The 23,953-nt window shown below is 50.4% G+C and carries 28 protein-coding genes and 1 pseudogene; all 29 read right to left on the reverse strand.

Annotation, left to right across the window (positions count from 1 at the left end):
- Positions 1-71 precede the first annotated feature (71 nt).
- Positions 72-668, reverse strand: a pseudogene (locus K365_RS28780) (nucleotidyl transferase AbiEii/AbiGii toxin family protein).
- 43 nt (positions 669-711) lie between these two features.
- Complete coding sequence (locus K365_RS0115635; RefSeq protein WP_245569188.1) at positions 712-1,431, reverse strand: type IV toxin-antitoxin system AbiEi family antitoxin domain-containing protein; 720 nt, start codon at positions 1,429-1,431, stop codon at positions 712-714.
- A 196-nt stretch (positions 1,432-1,627) separates the two neighbouring features.
- Positions 1,628-2,854, reverse strand: a complete 1,227-nt coding sequence (locus tag K365_RS0115640; protein WP_281167812.1) for an ATP-binding protein — start codon at positions 2,852-2,854, stop codon at positions 1,628-1,630.
- On the reverse strand, positions 2,851-3,585 hold the full coding sequence (istB, locus tag K365_RS0115645; RefSeq protein WP_024333780.1) for an IS21-like element helper ATPase IstB: 735 nt from the start codon (positions 3,583-3,585) through the stop codon (positions 2,851-2,853). The genes K365_RS0115640 and istB overlap by 4 nt, the downstream gene beginning before the upstream one ends.
- Positions 3,582-5,051, reverse strand: a complete 1,470-nt coding sequence (gene istA, locus K365_RS0115650) for an IS21 family transposase (RefSeq protein WP_024333781.1) — start codon at positions 5,049-5,051, stop codon at positions 3,582-3,584. Before istA ends, istB begins: the two co-directional genes overlap by 4 nt.
- Complete coding sequence (locus K365_RS0115655; RefSeq protein ID WP_024333782.1) at positions 5,044-5,415, reverse strand: hypothetical protein; 372 nt, start codon at positions 5,413-5,415, stop codon at positions 5,044-5,046. The genes istA and K365_RS0115655 overlap by 8 nt, the downstream gene beginning before the upstream one ends.
- Positions 5,416-6,033: 618 nt before the next feature.
- A complete protein-coding gene (locus K365_RS27435; RefSeq protein ID WP_084489860.1) occupies positions 6,034-6,285 on the reverse strand; it encodes an AAA family ATPase in 252 nt (83 codons plus the stop codon).
- A gap of 104 nt (positions 6,286-6,389) precedes the next feature.
- Entirely contained in the window at positions 6,390-6,593 is a 204-nt protein-coding gene (locus K365_RS0115665) for a hypothetical protein (RefSeq protein ID WP_024335335.1), read from the reverse strand.
- A gap of 39 nt (positions 6,594-6,632) precedes the next feature.
- Positions 6,633-6,845: a hypothetical protein gene (locus K365_RS0115670; protein ID WP_006968843.1), complete on the reverse strand. Its 213-nt coding sequence runs from the start codon at positions 6,843-6,845 to the stop codon at positions 6,633-6,635.
- A 593-nt stretch (positions 6,846-7,438) separates the two neighbouring features.
- Positions 7,439-8,146: a WecB/TagA/CpsF family glycosyltransferase gene (locus K365_RS0115675; RefSeq protein ID WP_084489861.1), complete on the reverse strand. Its 708-nt coding sequence runs from the start codon at positions 8,144-8,146 to the stop codon at positions 7,439-7,441.
- A 12-nt stretch (positions 8,147-8,158) separates the two neighbouring features.
- Positions 8,159-9,067 (reverse strand): hypothetical protein, encoded by a 909-nt coding sequence (locus K365_RS0115680; RefSeq protein WP_156887736.1) that lies wholly within the window; start codon positions 9,065-9,067, stop codon positions 8,159-8,161.
- The gene (locus K365_RS0115685) at positions 9,064-10,323 is read right to left on the reverse strand and encodes an ATP-binding protein (RefSeq protein WP_024335337.1); all 1,260 of its coding nucleotides are present in this window, start codon (positions 10,321-10,323) and stop codon (positions 9,064-9,066) included. The genes K365_RS0115680 and K365_RS0115685 overlap by 4 nt, the downstream gene beginning before the upstream one ends.
- Positions 10,324-10,609: 286 nt before the next feature.
- Positions 10,610-10,825 (reverse strand): addiction module protein, encoded by a 216-nt coding sequence (locus K365_RS0115690; protein WP_024335338.1) that lies wholly within the window; start codon positions 10,823-10,825, stop codon positions 10,610-10,612.
- Positions 10,826-11,288: 463 nt separating this feature from the next.
- A complete protein-coding gene (locus K365_RS0115695; protein ID WP_156887737.1) occupies positions 11,289-11,879 on the reverse strand; it encodes a tetratricopeptide repeat protein in 591 nt (196 codons plus the stop codon).
- Between the two features lie 101 nt (positions 11,880-11,980).
- The gene (locus K365_RS0115700; RefSeq protein ID WP_245569189.1) at positions 11,981-13,270 is read right to left on the reverse strand and encodes an O-antigen ligase family protein; all 1,290 of its coding nucleotides are present in this window, start codon (positions 13,268-13,270) and stop codon (positions 11,981-11,983) included.
- A gap of 120 nt (positions 13,271-13,390) precedes the next feature.
- The gene (locus tag K365_RS0115705; protein ID WP_024335341.1) at positions 13,391-14,467 is read right to left on the reverse strand and encodes a DegT/DnrJ/EryC1/StrS family aminotransferase; all 1,077 of its coding nucleotides are present in this window, start codon (positions 14,465-14,467) and stop codon (positions 13,391-13,393) included.
- Positions 14,468-14,553: 86 nt separating this feature from the next.
- The gene (locus K365_RS0115710) at positions 14,554-15,120 is read right to left on the reverse strand and encodes an acyltransferase (protein WP_024335342.1); all 567 of its coding nucleotides are present in this window, start codon (positions 15,118-15,120) and stop codon (positions 14,554-14,556) included.
- 93 nt (positions 15,121-15,213) lie between these two features.
- Positions 15,214-16,182, reverse strand: coding sequence for a Gfo/Idh/MocA family protein (locus K365_RS0115715; RefSeq protein ID WP_024335343.1), 969 nt, complete (start codon positions 16,180-16,182; stop codon positions 15,214-15,216).
- 89 nt (positions 16,183-16,271) lie between these two features.
- Positions 16,272-17,192 carry a transposase gene (locus K365_RS0115720; protein WP_024335344.1) on the reverse strand — a complete coding sequence of 307 codons (921 nt, stop codon included), beginning with the start codon at positions 17,190-17,192 and terminating at the stop codon, positions 16,272-16,274.
- Positions 17,193-17,232: 40 nt separating this feature from the next.
- Positions 17,233-17,607, reverse strand: a complete 375-nt coding sequence (locus K365_RS0115725) for a toxin-antitoxin system TumE family protein (protein ID WP_024335345.1) — start codon at positions 17,605-17,607, stop codon at positions 17,233-17,235.
- Positions 17,598-17,888: a hypothetical protein gene (locus K365_RS0115730; protein WP_024335346.1), complete on the reverse strand. Its 291-nt coding sequence runs from the start codon at positions 17,886-17,888 to the stop codon at positions 17,598-17,600. Before K365_RS0115730 ends, K365_RS0115725 begins: the two co-directional genes overlap by 10 nt.
- 164 nt (positions 17,889-18,052) lie before the next feature.
- Positions 18,053-20,014 carry a sugar transferase gene (locus K365_RS0115735; protein WP_024335347.1) on the reverse strand — a complete coding sequence of 654 codons (1,962 nt, stop codon included), beginning with the start codon at positions 20,012-20,014 and terminating at the stop codon, positions 18,053-18,055.
- A gap of 128 nt (positions 20,015-20,142) precedes the next feature.
- A complete protein-coding gene (locus K365_RS0115740) occupies positions 20,143-20,526 on the reverse strand; it encodes a VanZ family protein (RefSeq protein ID WP_156887738.1) in 384 nt (127 codons plus the stop codon).
- 198 nt (positions 20,527-20,724) lie between these two features.
- Positions 20,725-21,120 (reverse strand): type II toxin-antitoxin system VapC family toxin, encoded by a 396-nt coding sequence (locus tag K365_RS0115745; protein WP_024335349.1) that lies wholly within the window; start codon positions 21,118-21,120, stop codon positions 20,725-20,727.
- An 8-nt stretch (positions 21,121-21,128) separates the two neighbouring features.
- On the reverse strand, positions 21,129-21,362 hold the full coding sequence (locus tag K365_RS0115750; protein ID WP_024335350.1) for an antitoxin: 234 nt from the start codon (positions 21,360-21,362) through the stop codon (positions 21,129-21,131).
- 270 nt (positions 21,363-21,632) lie between these two features.
- Positions 21,633-21,968: a toxin-antitoxin system TumE family protein gene (locus K365_RS28785; RefSeq protein WP_024335351.1), complete on the reverse strand. Its 336-nt coding sequence runs from the start codon at positions 21,966-21,968 to the stop codon at positions 21,633-21,635.
- Positions 21,946-22,209, reverse strand: a complete 264-nt coding sequence (locus K365_RS0115760; RefSeq protein WP_006968379.1) for a hypothetical protein — start codon at positions 22,207-22,209, stop codon at positions 21,946-21,948. The genes K365_RS28785 and K365_RS0115760 overlap by 23 nt, the downstream gene beginning before the upstream one ends.
- Before the next feature lie 236 nt (positions 22,210-22,445).
- Positions 22,446-23,333: a nucleotidyl transferase AbiEii/AbiGii toxin family protein gene (locus K365_RS0115765; RefSeq protein ID WP_024335352.1), complete on the reverse strand. Its 888-nt coding sequence runs from the start codon at positions 23,331-23,333 to the stop codon at positions 22,446-22,448.
- Complete coding sequence (abiEi, locus tag K365_RS0115770) at positions 23,326-23,862, reverse strand: type IV toxin-antitoxin system AbiEi family antitoxin (protein WP_006968889.1); 537 nt, start codon at positions 23,860-23,862, stop codon at positions 23,326-23,328. Before abiEi ends, K365_RS0115765 begins: the two co-directional genes overlap by 8 nt.
- Positions 23,863-23,953: the final 91 nt, after the last annotated feature.

Genomic DNA, 23,953 nt, shown 5'->3' on the forward strand with positions numbered 1-23,953 from the left:
CTTAAAACTCCCAATAACTACAATAACGCAGGCCTGACCCCGCTTTTTTTACCTGCCGGAGCCGGTGATCATCACCCACACCGTGCGGAAGCAGGAACATGATCCTGCTTCAAGCGTTTATGGAAGACGGCCCACATGCTTAGGCGTGACGATATAAAATCTGATGAAAAAGCCTCGATAGGATAGTTTAATTCTGTCTTGCGCTGTTTAAATGTAAGCCTTACAGCCTCTGCAAGCTTGCTGAGTTCAAATCGGAACTGACGTGATAACAGCCAAATATCATAAAAATCCTTCATTCGGCTGTTCAGGTGACCAAGCTTTACCATTGCCTCAAATTTTTCGGCAATGGCACTTTCCCGGCTGTAACATAGTAAAGATGGTGCCGGGAAATCCAACATACATGGCAGATCTGCCTTTTAAGGTTCCGGATAGACTATGTCTCCGAAACCAATATCTATTTGCATGCTGATTCTGACTGTTCCTAAGAAACCGCTAAATCTTACTCTGACTCCTTCGTAGTCGGCATCTTCGGTTATTCGTTCAGTCCGGATCGATTCCGAATCAAAAGCCAGTCCATCAGGATCAACTTCAACAGCGAGGATATCACAAATTTGTACGATGATATTTGCCTCTTCATTCCCTGTCTTGCCAAGCATGTCGATATCCATAGGAGACGTTGTTTTACCGAAGCAGATATGTTTTGGTGTGATGTCATATATTGGCTTCCAAATAGGGGAGCACAATTTTATCCACGCGACAGATCCTGGCGTACTCCAATATCTTTTTATGATCGAATTTCATTCTGCTTTTATAGAGCTTCAACGCCTCAAGCACGACATCCATTCCAATTTTATTCCGAAACTTAAAGCAGTCTGCCAGTGTTTTTTCCGGACTGTAAACCTTGATGTTAACGCCATCGATTTGATGGCTCTCAACGCCTGCCCGAAAGGATCCTGCAGAAAATTTATGAAATTGCATAGGTGGATAGTTGATCACAGGAGGCTTGCTATCCTTTGGTATTGCCACAGAAACTTCGTGGGGAATCTGTGTGGTAATTTCATGGAAGGACAGTGCGGATATCAGGCAGATGACCGAAATGGGAATTCTGGTGGCAACAATAACAAAGTCGGGGTTTGAAACGGTTTCAATCTCCGCCAGTCGGTAAATCCCTCTGGAGAGTTGCTCAAGGTCTCCCATATCCCGCAGCTGATAAAGCGTTCTGGGATGTATTCCGGCCTGAATCGCCTCAGATGTTTTAATCATCCCTCCGCCTTCGCGAATGATCTGTCTGGCCTTTTCACAAGCGCTGGGTTTATTTTTCTTTTCATTCATGGATAATAAAGTCCCTATATATTTATAAGTAGGGTAAATATTATCCATCTCAACAAAAAACGCAAGTAAAATTTTTGTTGGTGCGCTGGGGCGATTCATCCAGGCTATTCTTTCGCATCAGAACCACCAGCAGACCAGCAGTCCCCGGCTCCCCCACCGCAGGATGTCAGGATATGCAGGAAAAGATATGGACTGCATGTTCATTCTACTTTACCCCCCAATACCGACAATGCCACAGGTGACCCCGGCCTTTTTTACTTAAAACTTAACACTTAAAACTTAAAACTCAAAATAACTACAATAACGCAGGCCTGACCCCGAGCTTGCTGAATTTATACACCGCATAAAGAGGATAATTTCTGATTTTGCCATCCTCTTTAAAATTCATCAGAGTTGAGCGTGACAATACAGGAGGGTTGAATTTTTCTCCATAAACACGCAAACTCTTTTTCTGCCTGCTTATTCCTGCTTTCACCTCAAGGGGTAAAATCTGATTTTCCAAGGCAACAACAAAATCAACTTCTGCTGTGTTTTTACTTGACCAATAATATAAATCTTTCCGGCCATGGACGACAAACTCCTGCGCCACATAATTTTCAACAAACGCGCCATTATATTCACTGAACAAACGATCGCCTTCAATGATGGCCTTTTGCGGAACATTGATCATGGCGCCCAGCAGGCCCGTATCAAGAAGATAGAGTTTGAACTTATTATCCTGATATCCGGAAAGAGGCAGTTTTGCAGTCTTGATGTTATTTACTTTGGTCACCAGCCCTGCATCAACCAGCCATTGAATCGATTCATTATACTCCCTTGCCCGGGCATTTTTTTCAATTTGAGCAAAGGTAAATTTTTTATTTTCCCTGGCCAGTTGTCCGGGAATACTTGCCCATATATTGGAAAGCCGGATAGCCTCAGACCTGGTTGTATATTTGGAAAAATCGATTGTATAAGCCGATAGAACCTCATCTTGAATATTTCGCACCTTATTCAAATCCTTATTCTCAGCATATTGCCTTACCGCTTCAGGCATGCCGCCGACAAAATAATACATTTTCAATAAATCTGTAAGCTCGGCATGAAAGCTTTTCGGGACAGGGTTAAAATCGGTTTTATCATCAATAAACAGCCGTAACTGGTTTTTCCCGACAGCATCAAGAAATTCACTGAATGACATGGGGTACATATCAAGAAAATTAACTTTCCCCACGGGAAATGGGGCAGATTGACCCACTTTTACGCCCAGCAGGGAACCTGCCGTGGCAATATGATATTCCGGGGCATCCTCACAAAAATATTTCAAGCTGGTAAGTGTCTCAGGCGAGCTTTGAATTTCATCAAATATAATGAGTGTGTGATCAGATGATATGCGTGACCCGTGATAAATTGAAAGCATATCAATTATTTTTTCAGGTGATGTCAGCGCCGGTGTGAAAATGTCATCAGATGACCGGTTTGAAAATGTATAGTAAAAATAGGCCGGCCAGGCAGAATTGCTGGCCGACCCTTTCCCGTTTATTCTTTCGCTGTTTTCCTCATTCTATAGCTGTCACCCTCGATTACAACCGCTTCTGTATGGTGTAGAAGGCGATCCAGTAAAGCGGAGGTCAGCGTACTGTCATTGTTGAAGATTTCCGGCCACTCCTTGAACACCCGGTTTGTGGTGATCACAATGGCTCCCCGTTCATATCTTTCACTGATGATCTGGAACAACAGATCGGCACCGTTTTTATCAATGGGCAAGTACCCCAGTTCGTCCATGATCAGCAAAGAAGGCTTGAGATACGTTTTCAGCTCCTGTTTCAAACGCCCCGTATGCTGGGCGGCGATCAGATTGTTCACCGCATCAATAGCTGAGGCAAACAGGACCGTATGATTTTTCAGGCAGGCCTGATAACCAAGAGCGGTGGCAATATGGCTTTTTCCCACGCCCACGGAACCGATAAGGACGATGTTGCTTTTTTCCTCGATACACTTGAGGCGGAACAGATTCTTTACCTGGGCCTGGTTGATCTTTTTCGGCCAGGACCAGTCAAACTGATCCATGGTTTTGATGACCGGGAACCGTGCCTGTTTGATCCGACGCTGGATAGACCGGTCCCGGCGCAGGTTGGACTCCTGTTCCACCAGTTCCGATAAGTATTGAATATGGTCCCACTGGTTGCGGGCTGCCGTTTTTCCCATGACTTCATAGTTTTCACGGATAAAGGGCAGTTTCAGATATGACAGAAAATCAGTGATATCTTTCATTTGTCACCCCCTAAATCGTAAATGGACAGATCCGGTTGCTGGATGGTTAAATCCAGAAGGTCGCTGTTCCGGGTCAGGTGAAGCGCACCCGGTTCTTCCACCTGCCGGGACCGCTGCTCCAGAAGGTTGGCGATATAATCGCAGGAAAAGGCTTTAAAATGAAGGGCATCATCGATAGCCCGTTTTACCTGTTCTGAAGAGTAAATTTCGGACAGGGCAACGATCTGGCGGATATGGTGGAACGGATTCATCCGGCGCTGTTCCATCTGCCGGTAGTACTCCTGAGATTTGTCAGACAGACTTAAGAAACGCATGAATATCTTCTGATCCCTGGCTTTTCTCCGTTGAGCCAGAAGCACCTTGGGATGATCCGGATGTTCATAATCGCAGCGGCGGTCATAGCTCCTGACATGCCGGGCCACCAGCTTGTTGTCGTGGTAAAAACACAACCGGTCGGGATACAGTTTTACTGTCAGCCTGACTCCGGCCAGCTGGGCCGGCACACTGTATCGATTGGTATCGATGGTCACCCTGAACTGACGGTTCGCCCGGGCCTGACTGACCGTACCAATATCATACGGTTCCACCGGCAGCGGTTGAAGACTTACTTTTTCTTCTGTGAACATATCCACAGGTCTTTGGCCGGTTTCTCCGTGGTTCCGGACATTGGCCACCGTATCAAGCCAGTGCCGAACAAGCGGTTTCATGATTTTAAAATCAGAGATATCCAAACCATTGAGCAGGTTCTTTTTGACATATCCGACGGCATTTTCAACAATGCCTTTTTCATTGCCTTTTCCCACATTACAGGGAACAATTTTAAACCCGTAATGGTTGGCAAAGTCCATATACCGGGGATTGAAGACCGGTTCCTTGCCGATGCCTCTTTTCAGTACCGCTGATTTGAGATTGTCCACCATGATCTTCTGAGGCACACAGCCAAAAAAATGAAAGGCATTCTGATGGCATCCCAAAAAGTGCTCCATGGTCTGGGACACGGTGAATTCCACATACATCATGCGGCTGTGGCACAACACCATGACAAAAAAACTCAACCTTCTGCTGGTGGACCCCACCCGCACATTGCCAAAGCTGCCCCAGTCCACCTGGGCGCACTCGCCGGGAGCAAACACCAGTTTTAGATACGGCGTTACCCGGGGCGGCCGGATTTTACGCACATAATCGTTCACAATGGTGATGCCGCCGTCAAAACCATTCTCCTGTATGCGCTGGAACACCTGTCTTCCAGTATAAGAATGCTTTTCAAGCATCCGTACGATATCGTTTTTAAAAGGGTCCAGTTTGCTGGCTTTTCTGGCCGATCGTCTGGGCAGATACTGTTTTTCATTGGCCCACCGGGCAACTGTCCGGTGATCCAGCGCAAGTTCCTCGGCAATCTGACTGTAATTGAGTCCATCCCGGGTAAATAAGGTCCTGATCCGGACATAGGTTTCATAATCAATCATTTGCACCTCCCAGGATGTCTTTCAGGCTCATCATTGACCTTGAACGGTTGTCTCGGCATCTCGGTTCAAGGGACAATACCTGATAAACCGGTTTCTGCCATGCAATCAGGCTTTTTCTGATCAGGCCGGACCTTGCCTGATCCAGGGTGGCCTGATCCATGCTCAGATTTTTCATGAGAGCCGGGTCGCCGTAATAGCTTAACCCCTTGTCATCGGCCACACATACCAGGAACAGGTATAAAGCCGCCTGGCTGTGGTTCAGATTTTCAATATGCCGGTCCCTGACCAGCCGGTGATCGACCCAGCTGAAGCTTTTGGGCACCTTGCGGATACGCTGTTTTAAAATCGGGGATTTGACAATCACGTGCTCCTCCTTTTTTTCGGGGTTTCAGACATAAAATGTCCTGCCCGGATTGTTGCATGGCAAGAAGGGTGTCGGCGATGTCATCTTGTAACGGTGATCCGATGAAATTGGAGATTAATCCTATGATAACAGGTGGTTGTGACAATAAGAGATCTTGTAACGCATCCGCATTAATTTGATCATTATATTCTTTGTTTTCAACTGGTTGCGTGATTAAGGAATCTTGTAACGCTGTTTGGGATACGGCACACTTCCAGTACCCGGGATTTTTCTTTCTCCATGCCCGGACCCGTTCCACGTTTTCAGGGCCTTTATAGTAATCCCTGTTTTCCGGTTTATTCAGCCATCTTTTCTGGCTGGCCGTTTTGCTGGCTTTTCTGCACAAAAGCCTTGAACAATAGTGCTGCCGGTTCTGATTCCGGGGATCAGGCACAAACAACCGTCTGCAATGACGGCACTTTCTCTTTTTAATTCGATTCATCCACAGTCACCTCCAGGTTAAGGTAACTATTGATGAATACAACTTTTATGGAAAGAAAAATATTTGGCTGAAGCCAAGAAAATGGAAGAATATGGATTTAAAATGTCTTTTTTTGAAGAAAATTCACGGAAGAATATCTATACAGTTTCACACCGATGCTCTGGCTGCATTTTTACAACGGCCATGAGAGGTGACAGCCTTCCTGAAAAAATTTCGTTCAGATCCGGGTCTTCTTCAAAATTAAAATAAGCGACATTGTCATACTCCCCTTTCCCAAATTCCTTAAGGATATATGTTTTGCCAACCTGCCGCGCCCCCTTAAGTACGAGAGGCTTTCTTGACGACGATAATTTCCATGAAACCAATTGTTTATAGATGTCTCTTTTCATGGGAAACTCGTATCATTTTTTGTGATAAAATGCAAGAAACACATATATAAAAACGTGAATATTTTTTAAAAACTCGTACTTTTTTCGTGAAAATAAGAATCGCACTAATTCTTAAAAGCCGCTTTTTGCCCCCCAAAAGCACACTCTAAGCCCATTTCATCCCTTATTTTAAGCATTATTGGGCGTAAAAACAACAACTTACCAGGGTCAGACCCCGCTACACCTAAATCAACCACCTCACGAGGTTTGCCACCCCAAAAAATCGCTGATATATAAATATTGGTATCAATAACAATTCTATGGATCATTGCGGTTATATCCCCTCAAACCATTGTCAAAATCTTTGACTAACCATGGAGGAATACATCCAATTCCTGTTCGTTCATCTCGGGGATATTGTATTTTTTGGCCAATGACTCTGTGAAAGCATAAAAATCTTCCTGATATCTTTTATCTTTAACGATTTCCCTTATCAGGGACATTTTTTTGCTAAAAGCCAGTTGGCAAACCAACTCGCGTATCTGATCGTAATCAATATCGATCTCTCTTAATTTCGGCATCTTATTTTCCTGCCTTTCTCTTTCGAGGTTTCAATCATTCCGAATATTATCCTATCCGGGATTTCAACCATATCATAGTTTTCAGTATATGCAGCACACATGGAAAGTCAATCTATAAATACCCATTGCGGTCACAGACTATGCCAATGACCATACTTTACCCCCTAATAACTACAATAAAGCAGGCCCCGAGTCCTTTTTCTGTATAAATCGGTTTTTAACAAATAGCAAATTCAATGGGATGTTTTGGATGATGGGTGTTGGGTAGGGGGTTCTTGGTTGGTAGGTATTGGGGATTGGGAGGAGAGAGAGGTGGGATCAGGATCTGGGGATGGGGGTGGTGCGGAGGACGGCCCCGGCTTGCCCTTCGCAGGATTCCCGGATATGTCAAAGAGGATATGGATTGCATATTTTAAATACCTGACGTGTCAATAACTACAATAAAGCAGGGTGACTCCGTTGCTGATTTAAACGCTGCCGACTTAGCTTAAACTGCTCTTTTTGGCATCAAAAAGTGCGCGCTAAGACGTTTTTGGGTCTTGTTTTAGACAATATCTTATTTAAAAACAGAGACTTACCGGGGTCAGACCCCGCTATATAGGATAAAACAGGCGCCGGGGCTCCTGGATCAACCGTGGCAGCCATTCCAGGCCCAGCTTCTGGAACACGGGTGAGGAACGCTTCACCCGGCCGGTGTAAAAGTCGAACACGGCGCCCACAGCCCCGATAAATCGTACATCCAGCCGGTCCCGGTGCTGGTGGATCCATTTTTCCTGCTTGGGTGCGGTCATCCCCACCCACAGCACATCCGGCTTGGCCGCATTCACCGCATCCACCATCTTCCGGCTGTCCGCCTCGCTGAACACTTCCTTGAACGGCGGCGAATACGCCCCGGCAAACGCGATCCCCGGATAATCGACTGCCAGTTTTTTTTCGATCTTTCCCAGTGTCTCCGGTGTGGACCCCAGGAAAAAATACCGGCACGGCCGCCCGGCAACGCCCTGGTCCACAGCCCGGCTCAGCCCGTAGAAAATATCGCTGCCCGTGACCCGCTCCCGGATCCGCCCGCGCCGGAGCCTGGATGCCAGCACAATCCCGGCCCCGTCCGGCGTCACCAGGTCGGCCCCATGAATCGCGGCCCGAAACTCCGGGTCCGCATCCGCTATCACCAGGGAATGGGGGTTGGCGCACACGAATACTTTTTCGTTGCCTTCCGTTTCAAGCCAATTCCGGATCTGGCGGATGCTTTCGTCTTTAGGAAGCGTGGATATGGGGTAACCAAGAATCAATTCTGGGGTCATGAGTGTTAAGTTTTAAGTGTTAAGTTTTAAGTAGGGGATTAAATCTTGAATGAGGCGGTTGGTGATGAGGGCGTTGCCGTCGGCGTTGAGGTGGCGCAGATCGTAGAACAGTTCGTGGCGGGTGTGGTAGTCTTTGTTGTAATCCAGGAAGACCACCTTTTCGTTGGTGTCGGCCAGGTCGGAAAACATCTGTACCACCTTTGCCTGGGCCGCCGGGTCGATGGCGTTGAGCAGGTCTGCCACGGGGATGAACACCAGGACCACGGTTTTGCCCCGGTCCGTGAGAAACTGCACAGTGTCCTGAAAACATTGCACCGCAGCCGGATTGATCCGGATTTTACGCTCCTGCTCCCGTTCCAGAAACCCCTGGTAATTTTCCAGCCTCATGGTTGAGGATTTTTTGTTCTCGATTTTTCCCAGCAGTCCCCGCAACGCGATATTCAGAGTCTGGTCCCGGAACCGCGAGGTGCGGACCACCCGCCCGGCATAATATTCCTGCCAGGCAGCCTCCTGTTTCATGTACTTTTGCATCACCGGATCATCCATATACGGCAGAAACAGGGTATAGGACGCGGAACTGAGCCCCTCGGAATCAAACAGCCGCGGATCCACGTCATAGACCACCACCTCCACATCCGGCTGCCGCCCGATAAAATGCCGGACCATCCACCACCGGTCCAGGGTATTGGCCCCGGCCGTGGCATATTTGGACACCTTCACCCCCAGGGCCGCCTCCATCTGCTGCGCATCGATCCCCAGAACCGAATGGGAATGCCCCACGCTCACAATCTTTGCCGCCTTGTCCAGCTCGTAATACCGGTCCATCCCGCCCTTGAGCACATGAAAAACCACTGCATCGAACACAAAAAACAGCACCCCAACGATCACCGCCGCCCGTACCGATTTGCGAAAAGATATCATTCCCCAAAAAATTTCCAAAACGGCACCACATCTATCCCGTCCACGGTGGTTTCCTGGTCATAGGTGATGATCGTTTTTGAAACAACCGGGTATTGGGCGTCGAATTTTTTCAGGCCGCCCACTTCCCGCTTTTCGTTCTGGTCCGTCAGCTCATGACAAACCTGGATCGCTGCCAGGGAGTGATCTGGATTTTTAATGATAAAATCACACTCAAACCCTTTGTTGTAAAAATAGATTTCTTTGCTGGCCTTGCACAATTCACTGAATACCAGGTTTTCAAGCAGCCTGCCGCTGTTTGGCGAAAAGGCAAAAGACAGGTTGATAAAGCCGTTGTCTATCACATAGGGCTTTTTCCGGTTGTTCTGCTGTTCTTTGACAGACCAGGAAAAAAGTCTGAGTTCAAACAGCAGATATGCCTGTTGCAGATAGGCGACAAATTCCCTGGCACTTTTATCATGGATGCCCACGGCCTTGCCCAGAGAGTTGTAGGAATAGGTCGCAGTGATGTTTGAAATCAGATAATAGCTCAACTCCCTGAAGCTTTTGATATCCCGGACATGATTGTTCGACACGCAGTCCTTGAGCAGTATGGAATCGTAATACATGGAAACGATGTCCCTTTTCAGGTCTTGATCATCGCTGTCATACACTTCCGCAAACGACCCGTATCTGAGCATGTCATCCACCACGGCAAGCACATCCGCCTTCCGCCGCACCATCTGGATATGGGACGTGATGTTTTTGATGGCCATCACCTCTGAAAAACTCAAAGGATACACCATACCGGAAAGATACCTGCCCGTGAGCAGGGTGGCAAATTCTCCGCTGAGCAAAGAGGCGTTCGACCCGGTGATGAATATTTTTTCAAACATCTCATTGTCATACACGGTTTTTACATATTTTTCCCATCCGCCGATGGCCTGGACTTCATCCAGAAAAAGGTATCGGACTTTTTTCCCCGTCAATTTTCGGGCCGTATCGATGACGTCGTAGAGTTTTTCAGGGGACTGGCTGAACTGGATGAAAAAAGGGTCCTCAAGGTTCAGGTACAAAATTTCCATGGGGTCGTGCAATGCCCCAAGGTGATTGATCATCAGCTTGAACACCGTGGACTTGCCGCTTCTCCGGATCCCCTGCAATACCTGGATATGCCTTGCTGAAAGCTGCCTGACCAGTTTTTGGAACACCTGTCTCGGGTACAGACCTCTATAGGGAGTTTCCCAATGGCGGTTATGGGATATTAATATTTTTTCCATACTATAACATGTAAAATTATAATTTATTTCATACTATAGTGTTTAATACTGACAGTCAAGAACATCCAGTCTGAATTTTTTCTGCATGCCACTGGGAATGCAGCCAACCGAAAAACACCCCAAACTCTATACCCACCGCAACCAACACAACATCTTAAAACTTAACACTTAAAACTTAAAACTCCCTATAACTACAATAACGCAGGCCTGACCCCGGCTTTTCACCAGTCATAAGACGCTTTAATCTCAGAAGACAGGGCTGGATGAAACACCAGACGCTGCATGGCTATGGCCTGATTTGCGTTTTTATTTCTTCCCATGACATTCCGGAGATCTTCCCGGAAAGCAGTTCATCACACCGTCTCTCAGCCAGTTCTTTCCACGCATTGTCTACATCCTCATCATGCTGTGTTTCCAGCGAAGAAATCAAACAATGTGCCATAAATGCCTTTTCACGCGCTGTCAGTACCCTGGCTGATTCCATGACCTCTTTTAATGTCATAAACACCCCACTTGTTTCTTTAAACCCATGACTCTATAATACCCTTGGCAAACATTTTTCGCAACCCAAATGGTTCCTTGCTAAAGCCCGGAATATGGATTCTTTTCCTACGTGGCATGGTTATATTCCGAAGACAAAGCTTAAAAACCCCTTTTTAGCATCAAAAAGCTCACTTTAAGGCCATTTCAGCCCTTATTTCAAGCATCATTAGCTGTAAAAACAATTACTTACCAGGGTCAGACCCTTAAAACTGAGGAATGCGGCATGGGGGGAGAAGCGGCGGTTGAAGCCGACCTTGAGGATCGGGGGGAGTGAGGAGTGTGGGGGGAGGAGGGAGGGGCATTGACCGATCTCGGCTCAAGTTTGAAATCGGTATTTGGAAAGGTTTTGTGAAAAACTGCGGGATTTTACAGAGGGCTTAAAAGAAAGGAAGGAAGGAGGGAGGGAGGGAGGGAGGGACACGCTATATCAAGAAAGTGAAAAGCAAGAAAAACTCAACTGCAAAGGCGATTAAAAATATGACAATTCTGCAGGATTCGCCAAACCCCTCTTCATGCCATGTAAAATTATTCAGAAATTCCGGAGCTGAAAGAATCTCTTGCTCTCCTTTCTCTATCTTTTCAAGCAACCCTTTTACCATACGTATGTTCGGTTCATTTCCGGATTTTTCAATGAACTTTTTCCAGAGGTCAACCGCCGCTTCGATGTGGTTCATATCATAGAAAACAGCGCCAAGCTTGAACAGGATATTGGGATCATCGGGCCGCTGCCTCAGGCATTTTTCATAAAATGAGACCGACTGGGAAAATTCCCTCTGGCCGGCATGTCTTCTTGCCATGTAATACAAAGCTTCAAAATGCATCGGATCAAATTCAAGCGCCTTTTTATACCGGATATCGGCATATTGGTCATTTCCCATTAAGGCGTGAACAGCCCCTCCAAATGCATATTTTGAAGCCTTGCCGCGAAGAGATGTCCATATCGTATATATGGCGAGGCCAAATCCTATTATTGTTGCTAAAATTATTCTGATCATTTCCATTACAGGCGGCATTTATGCAGACATCTTTTTTAATTGTTTCATATAATCCGATTCCCGCCATTTATACATGACGTGGCAAAAACTACAATAACGCAGGCCTGACCCCCGGCTTTTTAGCGGAAGGAGCGGAGGCCGGCGCCGGAGATGGCGATGAAAAGGAGGGCGTTGGCGGGGATCTGGAGGTTGCCGTCGGAGTAGCTGTGGATGAGGAGGGCCACCAGTGCGGCCATGGCGCCCAGGGTGATGCCCTGGGTCTGGCGGCTGCGGCTTTTGAGGCGGTTGAATCCGATTCGGAAGAACCAGTACACGATCCACAGCATCACGGGGATGGCCAGGATCCCGGTTTCAGCCGGAAACTGGAGAAAGTCGCTGTGGGCGTATCTGGGGAGCACTGCCAGCCCCGGTACCTGGTAGGGCGAAAACGCCACGGAAAAGGTTCCCGGCCCCGTGCCGGCAGCCAGATTGTCCGCAAACATGGCCCGGGTGCCGGCCCAGTAGGTGTGACGACCCGTGAGGCTGTCCTCGATCTCTCCCTGGGTCAGGGTGGCGATGCGCTCCACCACGGGTGTGCTGGCCATAACGATCAACGCGGTCACCACCACACCGCCCAGCAGGGTCCCCACCAGCCGCTTGTGTACAAATCCTTTTTTGAACAGCAAGACCAGGGCCATGAACACCAGGGCCACAGCCGTGCCGGTCCACCCGCCCCGGGACAGGGTCAGGGCCTGGCACACAATCAGAAACAGCGCCAATGCGATCATGCCGATGCGGGCCTCAGGCTCTCTGGACCGGGTCAGGAACATCCCCAGCATCATGGGAATGGCCATCTCCAGGAATCCGGCCATGTGGTTGGCATTGACATACACACCGGACAGCCGCGTGCTGCCGTGATTTTTTCCCACTTCCCCGGAATAATCCCACCAGGTAAAGGTCAGGACATCATAGCGTTCCAGCAGCCCGATCACGCCCAGCACCGCGGCCGTGCCCACCACCACCCACACCAGTGCCCGCTGCTCTTTGCGGGATCTTACCGACACCACCACCAGATAGAAAAACCCCAGGTACGTGGCCAGCATGATCAGCCCCTGCAACGCCAGGGCCGGATGGGGCGACATCACCGTGGACCACACCCCCAGGGCCGCCACCGGTCCGATCATCCACCACAGCGTCCGATCCGGGGCCAGCCCGTCCCGGATCCCGGAAACGGCATTTGATTCCCGGCGGTTTCGGCTGTCCAGGCTGTCGTATTTCTTTGCCGCCCGGGTGTCACTGGACCTGCCTTTTTTTCTGCGATTTTCCCCTTGCAGATGATTCACCACCACCAGAATCAGCCCCAGCACCACCATGATCTGGATCAAGGTGTGGGCCCAGGCATGCACCGATCCCCGCATCAGCGGGGTCAAGGCAATCAACATACAAACAATTATAAACACTGGATTTTTCATAAGAACTCTGGGGTCAGGCTTGGCTTATTGGCTTATTGTACAGGGCCGCAATAAGCCAATAAGCCAAGCCTGACCCCACTACCTCGCTACAGCTTTCTGGTCAGTTTGGGTGAGATAGGGAGACATGGGCAGGCTCAGGCAGTGGGCTGCCACGTGTTCCGATACAGGGAAATCGCCGGGCTGATGGCCCAGGTCGGCAAACGCGCCCTGGAGATGCAGCGGGGCTGTGTAATAGGCCACAGACGGGATATCCCGGGATTTCAAGTTGTCAGACAGAGCATCCCGGTCTGTGGCCAAGATGGTATACTGGGCATAGACCGAGGTGTTGCCCGGCGCGATGACCGGCGTGACGATGTCCGGGATATCCGCCAGCAGGGTGTCGTAGCGCCGGCCGATCCGCTCCCTGGCCTCGCATTCCTCCGGGAACAGCGTGAATTTTTCCAGCAGGATCGCGGCCTGGATCGTGTCCAGCCGGCCGTTGATCCCCACCAGGGGATGCTGGTGCTTGACCTTCTGCCCGTGAATCCGGATCTGACGCATCCGGTCCGCAAGATCATCGTCCGGCGTGAAAATCGCGCCGCCGTCCCCATAGCACCCCAACGGCTTGGACGGAAAAAATGAGGTGCACCCGATCAGCGACAGGTTGCACGACCGCCGGCCGTGGTGGGTGGCCCCGAAACACTGGGCCGCATCCTCGATCACCGGGATGCCTTTCCGGCTGGCAATGGCGTTGATCCGGGTCATGTCCGCGCACTGGCCATAGATGCCCACGGGCATGATGGCCCGGGTCTTCGGGGTGATGGCCGCCTCGATCTTCTCCGGGTCCATGTTGAAGGTATCGGGCCGAATATCCACAAACACGGGTTTGGCCCGCAGCAGCGCAATGACCTCAGCCGTGGAGATCCAGGTGTACGGCACGGTGATCACCTCATCGCCCGGCTGGATATCCAAAGCCATGAGCGCCATAAGCAGCGCGTCCGTGCCCGAGGCACAGGTGATGCAGTGGGGCACCCCCACATACTCCGCCAGGACCGCCTCCAGCTCAAACACCTCCGGCCCCATGATATATTTACCATGATCGAGCACCCGCCCGATCCGCCGCTCAATCCCGGCCCGGATTTTCTTCTGCTGTGCCGCCAGATCGATAAACTGCATATCTTCTCCTGTGGTGGGGTCAGGCTTGGCTTATTGGCTTATTGCGGCCCTGTACAATAAGCCAATAAGCCAAGCCTGACCCCATTTTAGATAATTTCAGATCCCTTAAGTTGATAACGCTCACCCGTGTGGGGACAGACAGCTTCGCCCTCCCCGGTCAACGGGAGGTCCAGCTGTTCGCCGAACCGGCTCATCCATCCGATCTGCCGGGCCGGCACCCCCGCCATCAGGGCATAGGGCTTCACCGGCCGGTTCACCACGGCCCCGGCCGCCACAAACGCGTATTCGCCGATATCATTGCCGCACACAATGGTGCAGTTGGCCCCCAGGGTCGCGCCCTTCCCCACCCGCGTGCTGCGGTATTCATCCTTTCTGGACACGGCAGACCGGGGGTTGTACACATTGGTGAACACCATGGACGGCCCGCAGAACACGTCATCCTCCAGCACCACATTGTCATACACAGACACATTATTCTGGATCTTGACATTGCTGCCGATGACCACCTTGTTGCCCACAAACACATTCTGGCCGAACGAACAGTTCTCACCGATCACGGCCCCGCCGCAGATGTGCACCCAGTGCCACACCCGGGTGCCTTCACCGATCACCGCGCCCTCGTCCACAATCGCCGTCTCATGTATAAATGTCATCTTCTTCTCCTTGGTGTGGGGTCAGGCTTGGCTTATTGGCTTATTGCGGCCCTATGCAATAAGCCAATAAGCCAAGCCTGACCCCATCAGCGTTTAAAGGAACGGATGGTGTTCGCCGGTTTTCCCCGTCACTTCCGCATTCCTTATGGTATACACCGTCTCCAGACTCGGCCTTGCCTCTTCCAGGGGAAATCCCCGGCCGGCCAGGACTTCCTGGTAACTCAAGGTGTGCAGATCTGTGAACCCGCCGGAGAATTCGATCTCTTCCCCGTCCACCTGGATGGACCGATAGGTGCGCATGCCCTTGTCCGTGGCTTCTTTGGGCAGATAGTCCGCGTTCACGCTCAAAAACCAGCGCACCCTGGCATGGGCCAGGTCAAAATATCCGGCGGCCGTGTCCGGTTCCGACTTGTGCACGATATTGGTTTTCACCGGCCCGAAAATCCACATGAGCATATCGAAAAAATGGATCCCGATGTTCGTGGCGATTCCGCCGGACTTTTCCTGGGCCCCTTTCCAGGACACAAAATACCACCGGCCCCGGGAGGTCAAATAGGTCAGATCGATGTCATACATCTTGTCCGGATTTTGTGCCAGTTCCGCCGCCACCTTTTGCTTGAGCGCAATGATGCTCGGGTGCAGCCGCAACTGCAGGATGTTCCAGACCCGTGCCCCGTTCTCCGCCTGGAGCTCGGCCAGGGCATCCAGGTTCCAGGGATTGAGCACCAGTGGTTTTTCACAGATGGCATCCGCCCCGATCCGCAACGCAAACCGCATATGCGCATCATGCAGATAATTGGGCGAACATATGCTCACATAATCAATGGCCGCATCACCCCCCTTTCGCCGCAGTTTTTCCGCATGCCGGTCAAACCGCTCGAATTCCGTGAAAAACGCAGCCTCCGGAAAATAGCTGTCAATCACCCCCACTGAATCATTGGGGTCCAACGCCGCCGCCAGGCGGTTGCCCGTGTCGGCAATGGCCCGCATATGCCGGGGCGCCACATACCCGGCCGCACCGATAAGCGCAAAATTCTTCTGTTTCTGTGTCTGATCTGTCATGATTTCTCCTCAAATGAGGTGGGGTCAGGCTTGGCTTATTGACTTATTGCGTAGGACTGCAATAAGCCAATAAGCCAAGCCTGACCCCACTACTTGATTATTTTTACCAATTGTTTGATTTGTGTATCCAGTCTGTCGAATTTCTGCCTTCGGTCCCGGAGATGCGCCACCTGTTTGCTCAGGGTGGAGACATCGCGGTTCAGGCGGGCCGCCACTTCATAAAGGGTGTGGGCGGTATGATCCATGGCCAGAATCGCGATCATGGCCCGGGCATGGGAGACTTGCCGGCTTCTGCCCGGACCGGAAATCATATCTTCAGTCACATCCATCTCATCGGCCACCCGCCGGATCAGGGTCTCCAGATCGATGTCAATCATGTCCTTCCGGGTGCGGATCTTGGGCTCATTGTCCGTGTCTACCCCCGTTCGCAGCTGCATCAGCCGATCCTCATCCACAGGCTCCCCCATGAAATGCCGATACCGAAGCCGGGCTGAGTCTGGATCCGGCCCGAACAGCGCCATAGCCGCATCAATGTCCAGCCAGGATGATACTACTGTCCGGCCCTGCTCAGGCCCCAGATATGCCCGGTGGCTGCTGTTGCCATAATCTTCAGGTGTCTTCACCAGCCCTGCCCGCACCGGATTGAGGTGAATATAGCGGATCAACTCCATCTGGTATGCCCGATCCGCCACCAGGACCGCCTTGTACCGCCCCTGGAACAGATGCCCCACCCGGTCGTATTTGTGATTGACCCAGCCGGTATAGCGCTGGGCAAGGCTCTGCATCATCTTTGACAACGGTGTGTCAGACACCTGCACGGCCATATGCACATGATTGGGCATCCAGCAGTAGGCATAGACCGTTACGCCATAACGGGCCACACCCTCGCCAAGGATCTCCTCGAACCGCCGGATATCCCCGGGACCTTGAAAAATCTCCTGCTTTGCGTTCCCCCGGAGCATCACATGAAAACACGCCCCGGGATAATGGATTCTTACCCGTCTGGCCATATGCCCTCCCAGAGTAGGGTCCCAAAATGGGGTCAGCTCTTTACGCTATCAGATCCGTGATCTCATCCAGTACTGTGGCAAGCGCCGGAGGGGACGTGGCTCTGAGTCTGTTTGATTGGATATGCTTATGATGTGGAAAGGTTTCTATTTCAGGGTGGTGCGGGGCCATATCATATCTGAAAATCAGATTTCCATTCCAATCTTGGTAATGATAAGAATATTTATACACTTCGGTTGTTTGTTTGACGTTTACAAATTCAATAAAATGGAGTATGGATTCATCGATAAAAATGATCTTACCTTCAATAATACCAATATGTAATGAGCGCTTGTCCTTATGGAGATCTATCTCAAGAATATGAATACAATCAGCAAGTTGAGTTTCAATTTGCTGGAAATATTCTGTTATAAGCACAATTCTATATCCTGAAGATCATTGTAATCTTTTTGCAATAGCAACAATGTTTCGTACTCGCCCGCCCAACGGATATATTTGAAATCGTCGCCCAGCTTACCGCTCTGAAAATCGTCATAAAATTTCCGGCTCTCCAGTCCATTTTCTTTTTCAAGGGCCTGCAGTTTTCTCTTTGTCCTGGAGATTCCGGAAAGAATGATTTTTGTTTGATTTTCAACAGCCGACTGGATCAAATCTTTCAGGTTTCCTGAAGTATTGGCCTGAATAACAATCTGTTCCATAATCAAACACCTTTTACATTGCGTTACAAATAAAATCTGTCAAACTTTTAAATCTATGATACCCCCGCCGACAAAAATTTTCAACCCAAAATGGGGTCAGGCTTGGCTTATTGGCTTATTGCGGCCCTATGCAATAAGCCAATAAGCCAAGCCTGACCCCACCACTATTTACTCCTTGCGCCTTTAAAGACAATATTGACAAAGGACTTAACAAAATACCGGATCTGGGTCCTCACCGGATGCTCCAAAAACGCCTTGATATACCGCCGTTCCGACTCGCAGATCTCTTCGAACGTCTCGGGCAGGTCGGCGTAGAACGGGGGCACCAGGCCGGGCCGCACTTTTTTGCGCAGCTCCTGCAATTCCTGGTCATACCCGCTCAGGTACTGGAAGCTCAACGGCCGCACCCCCACCAGGGCAAAATCGCCTTTCACCCAGTTGTACAGCATGGGCAGCTCGTCCAGCCACAGCTTGCGCATCACCTTTCCCCAGGTGGTCTTGCGGAAATCGTTCTCGATCTTGCCGCCCTTTTCCAGCCCGTGCAGGTCAGACAGGTACTGCTGGAGATATTCCGAATAAGGATACATGGTGCGGAACTTGTAGGTGTGCACTGCCCTGCCCCCCAGCCCGGACCGCTTGAGGGCCACCAGCGGGCCATAGGTGGGACTGGTGTCCGCAGACGGGGTCTTGACCTTGCGGACGATAAAATAAAACCGGTTGTCGATCACTTTTGTGGCAATGATCTCAAACCCGCAGAAACTCAACCGCCCCAACACCTCGGCCCGGGAGATGACCCGGTATTTTCCCTTGGTGACGGCAAAATACACCTTTTTGACCCAGGGCAGCTTGGGTGCCACCCGGTGGACCAGAAAATCCAGGGCATAGACGGCATGGGCCATGGGCCGGGGAAACCGCGAATAAATCCATTCATAATGGGTTTTGACGGTATGGGCATACCCGGCAAAATACCCGCCCGGCAGCAGCATCTGGTGCAGGGACAGAAAATGCACATTCAGCCTGCGGCAGTCATTGAGCTTACGCAGCCCGATGAACAGCCGCAGCATCAGATAATCATCATGCAGGGCAAAAAACGTGGCACTGCGCTCCACCTGGGTTTCCACATACAGGATATCGGTCAGATCCACATGCTGCCCAAGAAACTCCAGAAACGCCTGCTCATCCGGCTGAAAACTGCGCTGCAGCTTGTAGATGGCCGGCCGCATCAACCGCTTGCGCACGGTCTCGATATCCACATTCAGGTCATACGGCTCCTGGGCCAAAGCCTGCCGCACCTGGTCCACGGACTCGATATCGCCTTCCTTCTTGCGATCCTTGCGCGCACTGAAATACACGCCTAAGGCCACAGCCTCCAGCACCATGAGCAGCGCCACCGTGCCGAACCCCTGGAACCGCGAATAGTGAAACAGCCGCAGCCCATACACCATCACCCCGGTGACGGCCATGAGCAGAAACCCGGCCTTGAGCCACTGCCACAGGGCAAAATAAAAATTCCTGTGCCGGATCACATAATATTTCTGCGTGGCAAAGGCAGCCCCCGCCCCCAGCATCAGCTGCATCACCATGAGCTGTTCATACCCGGCCAACAGATCAAAATGCCCCCGCTTCATGTAGTTCACGGCAAAAAACGCGGCAAAAAACAACCCCAGATCCACCAGGGCAAACTTGACCGAAAACCGGTCCTGCACGGCCGGCACCTCATCGCCGGATTCGTCCTCCCTGATCTTTAACCCCTGCAGCACGCCCCCGAACCGCACGGCCGCCCCCCACACCAGCAGCTCCAGCCCCAGCAGCACCCCGCAGGTGGCAAACACCTGAACCCGGGAATACCGCACCATCCCGAACATCACCACCACAAACGCAATGGTAAAGGCCAGATACAGGGCTGATTTGACCAGCGTCCTGGCCCCTTCCCGGCCCCCGGCATATTCCCCGGGCACAAATTTTTTGCCCACCACCCCGGACACCACCCATGCCCCATAAAACAACCCCAGCAGCAGACAATACCCTTCGGGCAGCTCAAACGTCCCCCGCTTGACCTGGTTCACCAGCAAAAACGCCAGCGTCATCAACAAAAAATCAACCGCAATCAGCCTGAATCGTGTCATCTTTCCCTTTATCAGCTCCGCTTGTCAATCACGGGGTCAGCCTTGTGTTATTGCGTTTTTGAGGGCCCTTTCTCAAAAATGCAATAACGCAAGACTGACCCCACCACCGCTCCTGACCCCACCACCGCTCACTCCATCCCCAACAACCCAACAACCCAAACCTGCCCCCACCTTTTCATCACCCCCACCAGAGCACTTCCCATCACCACCCCCACCGTATTCCCCAGAGCATCATTCACATTCCAGCTCCGATAAGGCAACACATACTGCACCCCCTCCAACCCCGCAGCCAGGGCCAGGCCCGTCAGTATTATCAGCCACAGGGGATGGCGGGTAAAGCCCAACCGCCACAACACCACCAGCGGCGCAAACACCACCGCATGAACCAGATAATCCAGCCGCAGTTGAAACAAAAAAGTATCTGACAGGGTGGTATTCAAACCGCCCAGGGGCACCACCACCATCACCACCAGAAACGCCAGATACAAGAACAACAAAACCCGATATTTCATCAACAACCCTTCATGTTCGGTGTCCACGGGGTCAGCCGCTTTCACGGGGTCAGCGGGGTCAGCCTTGTGTTATTGTGTTTTTGAGGGCCCCTTCTCAAAAACGCAATAACGCAAGACTGACCCCACCCCCGTCTACTCCATCCTCAATAAGCCAATAACCCAAGGTCACACGCAAGCCAAGCCTGACCCCAGCCCGGCTCACACCCAATCCTGAACATTCAATCGATCAACCCGGCAAAATTCCCGCACATTATGTGTCACAACAGTAAGCCTGTTTGCCATGGCGATGGATGCAATCTGGGTATCCCGTTCACTGATTACCCTGCCTTCTCTTTCAAGTTGCGCCCGGATAACTGCATATTCCTGGGCAGCTGCTTCATCAAAAGCGTACATACCCAGTACAGATATTATCTGATGAATCTTCTCTTTTCGTTCTTCTTTTTTGACCGGCGATTTTTCTATTCCATACAATATTTCAGCCAGGGTAATGGTGGACAAAAACAGCTCAGCTGGCGTATGTGCCTTGATTTTCCGGATCACGCGACTATCTCCGCGCATCCAGTAACTGACAATATTCGTATCAAGCAGAAACATTTAACCCTTTATTCATCCAGACTGAATTCTTTTGACGGCAGTGCTTCAGGCGTTTCAAAATCCGGATCCACGGGAAAAGCATCCCAGAACCCCTCGGGCCATTTGCTTTTCTCAAGCGGTTCAAGAATCACCCTGTCCCCTTTTTTGGATATTTTGACTTCATCCCCCTTGAAACGGAACGCTTTAGGCAAACGCACCGCTTGAGACCGCCCATTTTGAAATATTTTTGCCGTTGATTCCATAAAGCAGCTCCTTTTGTAATTTGATATATATCAGTATATACCCCTCTATGAAAAAGTCAACTTTCCCCTGCTTACCCGCTGCTTTAAAATTTGGATATCACGTCTTCAGATTCGGACTCCGAGGTCAGCCGTCGCGGGGTCAGCCTTGTGTTATTGTGTTTTTGAGGGCCCTTTCTCAAAAACGCAATAACGCAAGACTGACCCCACCCCCGTCTACTTCATCCTCAATAAGCCAACAAGCCAAGCCTGACCCCACCCCTTTTCACAAAATCAAATACAGGATGTTATATATTTCAATACGTCTTTGAGCGTAATGACGTCACTTTCTTCAATGAGGTCATTTCTGTGCATATGGTTCGGATATGTTTTCAAATGTCTATGATGAGGTGCATTATCCCATCGCATCACAAATGCGCCCTGGGAGTTCTGCCAGTGAAAAGAATAATTTCGTTCGAATTCATCATTATATTCGCGGACATGTAAGACACTGTTATCTATGAGCACAATTTGCATTTTGACATACGAGCCGGTTTCCCAATACTTGAAATCGACAATTCTGTATGTCAGAACGATGGGAGAGGAATCAAGTAAACTGAATACTTCCATTTCTAAGATCTTTGATCCGAAGGTCTATATTGTCCAGGTACCGTCTATAGGCTTTCCACTCCATATAATCATCATATTGGGTAAAATTTTCTTCATCGGCGCGCATCATTTTTTCAAATTCATCAAAATTTTTATTATATTTTTTATGAAAAAATGCCACTTTTTCTTCTGTCTTATGCTTCTCCGAGTATGCTTCCACAAGCAGCAACGTAGAAACATGTTTTTTATCAACAGTCACCATCTTGTCACCTCACCCGCTCTTTTTTCAAATCCATTACAAATAATACCCCTGCCGGCAGATATTTGCAACTCATATGTGGGTCAGCCTTCACGGGGTCAGCCTTGTGTTATTGTGTTTTTGAGGGCCCTTTCTCAAAAACGCAATAACGCAAGACTGACCCCACCCCCGTCTACTTCATCCTCAATAAGCCAATAACCCAAGGTCACACGCAAGCCAAGACTGACCCCATCCCACTTTTACCTCATCCCCCGTCTGACCTCATCCAGCAAACCCCTGATTTCACTGGTCAGATAATCGCAGAACTTATCTTTTATAAAAGTTCTTTCCTGAACGTCCATCGGCAGGAAACGCGCCATTTCCGACTTGAAAGCTTCGCCGTGAATGATCTCCGGCAACCGCTGCCAGGTACTTTCCAGCTTGAGGTCATAATCATTGACGCAGTAATCATCGATCTTGTTGTTCACCCACCCATGGTTGATTTCCGTCCCTGCCTGCTTCAACCAGCGCAAATCCCAAATATCCCGGTGACGTACATAATGCTGGGTATTGACCAGGGACACCAGCTTGTCAGCCATAATCTCGGCAAGCGTTTCAGTCAGAACCAGCGTGTCGCCATACCCATCCGGCAGAAAGTCATAATTGGTTTGCAGGGCCCTGGGAATACGGGAATACGCAGGAACATTGGCCACTTCAATCTTGATCCGCTGTCTGGGCAAGTGTCTCTGTCCAGGCGCGCTTACGACTGTAAGCTGCCATTTATCAACCTTTAACCCGTCGTGCTCAGGTTCATCCCTCAATTCGCGGGGCTCCTTGACCAGCACATCGAGACTGTAGCGCGCGCCGATGTAGTGCTCAAGACATTCTTTCATCTTCGCCATCTGCCGGCCGGCAAAATCTTTGCCACCGGCAAAGTCAAGATCTTCACTGAAGCGGGGGGCGCCATAGCACAAACGAAGCGATGTTCCGCCCTGAAAGGTCATGATATCAAGCAGCCCTTCTTTGTCGAGACTGAAAAGAATGTCATAGTGCAGCAATTCCTTCTCGATCACCGGCCGCATATGGCCACGCCCGGACAGGATCATGGCTTTCTCCACCAGCGCTGCAAAATTTGCCGGTTCAATCATCGGTCAGCGCCTCCTCGTCCACCAGATGGGTATTGCGGCCAACCCGCTTCAAGTCCCGCCATGCGGCCATCGGGGTTGCCAGCCGCAGGGGGCGGCCGACATTGCGAATACTGGCAAGAATATTGGATGTGGCCCGTTTGGTATGGGTGAACTCAATGGTACCCCAGGGGGTGCGGTATAATCCTTTACGGCCCGTTGTCATAACCGTGAGGCGATCGACCGGAATTTGTGAAATGGCACCGTATTCGGAAAGCACGGATTCCAGGCTGAGGTAGTTGTATTCCCCGCGGCGCAGTGCCACGGCAATCCGCTCAACCGTGTGGCTGTCCATGCTGCGCGCCAGGGAATACACATAAATCCCCCGGCAGGCCCGTCGCAACCAGCCATCCTTCACCAGCCGATTCACCGCCTCCTGAAGGGTTTTGGCACTGTCATCCAAAAAAAGCTTGGCGAGATCATGGCGCGTAAATACATAACGCCCCGCCTCATCCCACGCGGTCAACACCTTGATTGCTGTTTGTTTGTCCATAATACCTCAAGTGCACACTAATACTATAATTATATAGTCCTTATGTCAACTTGAGTCAACTGACTTTTTTTGGTTTTTACCACCACATCAT

Source organism: Desulfotignum balticum DSM 7044 (assembly GCF_000421285.1).
Classification (GTDB): Bacteria; Desulfobacterota; Desulfobacteria; order Desulfobacterales; family Desulfobacteraceae; genus Desulfotignum; species Desulfotignum balticum.

Excerpts from the sequence above, each read along its gene's own strand:
- K365_RS0115635 (WP_245569188.1), bottom strand. The coding sequence starts at position 1,431 with ATGAATCGCCCCAGCGCACCAACAAAAATTTTACTTGCGTTTTTTGTT.
- istB (WP_024333780.1), bottom strand. The coding sequence starts at position 3,585 with ATGAAAGATATCACTGATTTTCTGTCATATCTGAAACTGCCCTTTATC.
- istA (WP_024333781.1), bottom strand. The coding sequence starts at position 5,051 with ATGATTGATTATGAAACCTATGTCCGGATCAGGACCTTATTTACCCGG.
- K365_RS27435 (WP_084489860.1), bottom strand. The coding sequence starts at position 6,285 with ATGAAAAGAGACATCTATAAACAATTGGTTTCATGGAAATTATCGTCG.
- K365_RS0115665 (WP_024335335.1), bottom strand. The coding sequence starts at position 6,593 with ATGATCCATAGAATTGTTATTGATACCAATATTTATATATCAGCGATT.
- K365_RS0115670 (WP_006968843.1), bottom strand. The coding sequence starts at position 6,845 with ATGCCGAAATTAAGAGAGATCGATATTGATTACGATCAGATACGCGAG.
- K365_RS0115675 (WP_084489861.1), bottom strand. The coding sequence starts at position 8,146 with ATGACCCCAGAATTGATTCTTGGTTACCCCATATCCACGCTTCCTAAA.
- K365_RS0115680 (WP_156887736.1), bottom strand. The coding sequence starts at position 9,067 with ATGATATCTTTTCGCAAATCGGTACGGGCGGCGGTGATCGTTGGGGTG.
- K365_RS0115685 (WP_024335337.1), bottom strand. The coding sequence starts at position 10,323 with ATGGAAAAAATATTAATATCCCATAACCGCCATTGGGAAACTCCCTAT.
- K365_RS0115690 (WP_024335338.1), bottom strand. The coding sequence starts at position 10,825 with ATGACATTAAAAGAGGTCATGGAATCAGCCAGGGTACTGACAGCGCGT.
- K365_RS0115695 (WP_156887737.1), bottom strand. The coding sequence starts at position 11,879 with ATGCCGCCTGTAATGGAAATGATCAGAATAATTTTAGCAACAATAATA.
- K365_RS0115705 (WP_024335341.1), bottom strand. The coding sequence starts at position 14,467 with ATGCAGTTTATCGATCTGGCGGCACAGCAGAAGAAAATCCGGGCCGGG.
- K365_RS0115710 (WP_024335342.1), bottom strand. The coding sequence starts at position 15,120 with ATGACATTTATACATGAGACGGCGATTGTGGACGAGGGCGCGGTGATC.
- K365_RS0115715 (WP_024335343.1), bottom strand. The coding sequence starts at position 16,182 with ATGACAGATCAGACACAGAAACAGAAGAATTTTGCGCTTATCGGTGCG.
- K365_RS0115720 (WP_024335344.1), bottom strand. The coding sequence starts at position 17,192 with ATGGCCAGACGGGTAAGAATCCATTATCCCGGGGCGTGTTTTCATGTG.
- K365_RS0115730 (WP_024335346.1), bottom strand. The coding sequence starts at position 17,888 with ATGGAACAGATTGTTATTCAGGCCAATACTTCAGGAAACCTGAAAGAT.
- K365_RS0115735 (WP_024335347.1), bottom strand. The coding sequence starts at position 20,014 with ATGACACGATTCAGGCTGATTGCGGTTGATTTTTTGTTGATGACGCTG.
- K365_RS0115740 (WP_156887738.1), bottom strand. The coding sequence starts at position 20,526 with ATGAAATATCGGGTTTTGTTGTTCTTGTATCTGGCGTTTCTGGTGGTG.
- K365_RS0115745 (WP_024335349.1), bottom strand. The coding sequence starts at position 21,120 with ATGTTTCTGCTTGATACGAATATTGTCAGTTACTGGATGCGCGGAGAT.
- K365_RS0115750 (WP_024335350.1), bottom strand. The coding sequence starts at position 21,362 with ATGGAATCAACGGCAAAAATATTTCAAAATGGGCGGTCTCAAGCGGTG.
- K365_RS28785 (WP_024335351.1), bottom strand. The coding sequence starts at position 21,968 with ATGGAAGTATTCAGTTTACTTGATTCCTCTCCCATCGTTCTGACATAC.
- K365_RS0115760 (WP_006968379.1), bottom strand. The coding sequence starts at position 22,209 with ATGGTGACTGTTGATAAAAAACATGTTTCTACGTTGCTGCTTGTGGAA.
- K365_RS0115765 (WP_024335352.1), bottom strand. The coding sequence starts at position 23,333 with ATGATTGAACCGGCAAATTTTGCAGCGCTGGTGGAGAAAGCCATGATC.
- abiEi (WP_006968889.1), bottom strand. The coding sequence starts at position 23,862 with ATGGACAAACAAACAGCAATCAAGGTGTTGACCGCGTGGGATGAGGCG.